2 protein-coding genes and 1 pseudogene are annotated in these 3,308 nt (G+C 61.1%); 2 read left to right on the top strand and 1 reads right to left on the bottom strand.

Annotated features, from left to right (window positions below):
- Positions 1-273 (top strand): DUF3459 domain-containing protein (locus JWR89_RS00410; protein WP_299710333.1); only part of this gene is annotated, 273 nt, incomplete at its 5' end.
- Entirely contained in the window at positions 270-2,408 is a 2,139-nt protein-coding gene (gene malQ / locus JWR89_RS00405; RefSeq protein ID WP_299710332.1) for a 4-alpha-glucanotransferase, read from the top strand. The genes JWR89_RS00410 and malQ, both read left to right, overlap by 4 nt.
- A 172-nt stretch (positions 2,409-2,580) precedes the next feature.
- Here malQ and JWR89_RS00400 read toward each other — a convergent pair.
- Positions 2,581-2,968, bottom strand: a pseudogene (locus tag JWR89_RS00400) (hypothetical protein).
- Positions 2,969-3,308: the final 340 nt, after the last annotated feature.

Raw genomic sequence — 3,308 nt, 5'->3', positions numbered from 1 at the left:
ATCGTGCCTCTCCTCAAGCAGCCCGGCCTGTCCGGAGGGCAATATGACGTCATCGGCCCCGGAGCTGTGGTCGTCAATTGGACCTTGCGCGACGGAGCCCGCCTCAGGCTGACGGCGAATCTCACTGCCGCCCCGCTCCGGCATCTGCCATCGCCTGCGGGCCGGCTGCTGTGGCACGTCGGAACGGACACCGACGACGCGATCGGCGGGTGGAGCGTGCGTTGGGATATCAACGACGGTCCACAGCGGTCGGCCGAAGGGACCGCGGCATGACGCATCAACCGGGAATTCGCGAACTCGCCATCCAATACGGCGTCGCGCCGGATTATACCGATGCCCGAGGAACTGTTGTTCAGGTTGAGGACTATGTGCTGCGCAGGCTCTTGGACAGCATTGGCGTGTTCGATGCAGCGGCGTCGCCTTTAACGGCGTCGGCCTTGCCCACGCTGCCCGCCTGTCTGGTTGTGAAGCCTGGGAACGGACGCGTTGCCGTGCCGCTTGGCAGTTCGAGTGCCGGCGACATCGTCAATTGGCGGCTAACACTGGAAGACCGCACGAAGCGCACAGGCACGGCCGAGATCCGAAGCAGCCCCGGTGCCTTATTGCCGGCGTTGATCGTGGCTGGCGTGCCCCTTGGCTATCACAGGCTCGAAGTCGATGGATACGATGGCGTGACAACGCTCATCGTCACGCCGGGACGATGCTGGCTTCCCGACCATTTCGCGGCAGGCGAGAAATCATGGGGCGTTGCGCTGCAGCTCTATCTGCTGCGGTCGCAGCGCAACTGGGGCATCGGGGACTTTTCGGATCTGGCGAAGTTGTCGGAGCAATTAGGCGCGCTGGAATGCGACATCGTCGGCCTTAATCCGCTGCACCAAATGTTTCTGGACGAGCCGAAACACGCGAGCCCGTATTCGCCATCGGACCGCCAGTTCCTAAATGTGCTAAACATCAATGTCGAGACGATCCCGGAATTTTCGCGGAGCCGGGAGGCCACGGATCTCGTGCAATCGCAGGAATTCCAAGAGTCGCTGCGGCTATGTCGCGCCGCAGAAAAAGTCGACTACGCCTCCGCAAGCTCGCTTAAGCTGGCGGCGCTCCGCCTCGTGTACGCGTCGTTCCTGACCGAGGCCTCAGCCGATCGCAGCGCCGATTTCCAAGCCTATATCGCCGATGCGGGCGAACCGCTACGCCGTTCGTCGCTGTTTCAGGCCCTACGTTGGCACTTCAGCACCCGGGACGGGCATACATCGGAACCAGAGACGTGGCCGGAGGGGTTACGCACGGCGACGTCGTCGGACGTCGCGAGCTTTGAGTTATTGCACCAGGCGGAGATCGGATTTTTGAACTGGCTGCAATGGATTGCCGATCGCCAGCTCAAGGCTGCCAGAGACAGCGCTGCGGCGGCCGGTATGCGGATCGGTCTTTATCGAGATCTGGCGGTTGGGTGCGACCGAAGCGGCGGCGAGCATTGGTCCGATCCGGATGCTTTTCTGAAAGGCACGCTGGTCGGCGCTCCGCCGGATATTCTCAACCCCTCCGGGCAGAACTGGGGATTGCCGCCGTTCAACCCTGCCACCCTGAGGGATCGCGCTTACGCTCCCTTCATCAAGTTGATCCGCGCCAACATGCGTTACTCAGGCGGCCTGCGGATCGACCATGTAATGGGTCTGCAGCGCTTGTATTGCATCCCGGAAGGGTTACCGCCCACGCACGGAGCGTATGTCAGCTATCCCATCGACGACCTCATCGGCATTGTCGCGCTCGAAAGCCACCGCCATCGCTGTCTGGTGGTCGGCGAGGACCTCGGCACGGTACCCGAGGGATTTCGCGAGAAAACGGCCGATGCCAATATCCTGTCCTATCGGGTCACGTTTTTCGAACAGGACGAGGGTGGTGCCTACATCCCCGCACATCAGTATCCTCAACTCGCTGTGGCGGTTGCAGGCAGTCACGATTTGCCGACATTGAAGAGCTGGCTCAGCGGCAGCGACATCGATCTAAAGGATGCGCTTGGACTTTACCCGTCGATCGACGAGACGGAGTCGCAGCGGCAAAATCGTGCGGCGCAGAAAGCGGAAATTTTCCAGGTACTCGAGCTCGAGGAGCCGGTAGACCATCGTCTTTTTGCCGACGCCATTCACGCGTTCCTGGCAAGAACCAGCTCACTGCTCGCCGTCACCCAGCTCGATGACCTGTTGGACGAAGCTCACCCCGTCAATGTGCCGGGGACCTCGACAGAGCATGCGAACTGGCGTCGAAAGTATTCATTCGAGCTGGAACATTTGACGCAGCGCGATTCCGTTCAAAAGGCACTGACCGCACTCAAGGTGACGCGTAGCACTAACGCAAAATCGCACGAAGGGAGACCACCCGGTACGTCCAACGTTGCCTTGCGCCATTGGTGATCAAACGGAGGAACACAGGTGTTATGTGCAGCGTTAGGCCACCGTTGGGTTTGTTGGCATTGCGAAAGCCTATGCGCAAAACCAACAGGCTGAACGGCAGAGAGTGGTTATCCGGACAGAATGGCGCGGTCGTCGAGGTGATACCTGACTTTAGTCGCCGGCGCTCGGCGTCTTAGCGCCGGTTTGATTTCGCATTGGATGTCATCCTATGATGTATCCGATTCGCGGCCGTTGATTGGTTCGTCCGGCATTGATGGCTCCTCAGTTTACGGCGCCGTTGCAGCGCTTCCCGATCTAAGGCGTAAGAACGACCTTGATTTGCGCCGAGCACCGCACCAGCCAACTCCAGTACCGCCGCTTCTTCGCCCCGGCCCCTACCATCCAGCCCCGCCTCGCGTTTGCGCCTGATTTTCTTGTTTCTCGATCAGGGTAGCGCCGGCGCAGAAGATCGCCTGAAGGCTAGGAACAGGCCTCCAATCGACGCGCCGCAGCGGCTGCTGACCAACCCCGTAAAAACTGTGGCGGCTCCCCGGCGCGAACCGGATCAGGTATTCGGACAAACGGCCTTCCTTGAGCGAAGGAAGGCAAGAAGGATGGGGCTCCGTCGGGGCCGCCCGCGATTGCCAGCGGGCCGAACGCGACGACCAGCCAGACGACTACGGTGGGGCAGTCGCAGATACTACCGGAATCCGCGCGCGCATGAGGAGGTGACAGACGGCCGCGGACAATAACGAGCGCGACCGCCCTGCGTGACCAGACGCGCAGCTTCCTGTCCCGGATGCCTCCGATAGAGAGCGCATGGCATCATCAAGGATCGCCGCTCGGTCATGCCAGCCTCAGTGTTAGTTGGCGCTCGCGGAGTTTGTGGCGAGCGACGAACTCATGCAAGCAGCTCGGCGG

Origin of the sequence: Tardiphaga sp. (genome assembly GCF_028290785.1) — a bacterium.
Lineage (GTDB): Bacteria > Pseudomonadota > Alphaproteobacteria > Rhizobiales > Xanthobacteraceae > Tardiphaga.
Note: the sequence above shows the minus strand (reverse complement) of the source record. Positions and strands in the feature narration are given on the sequence as shown.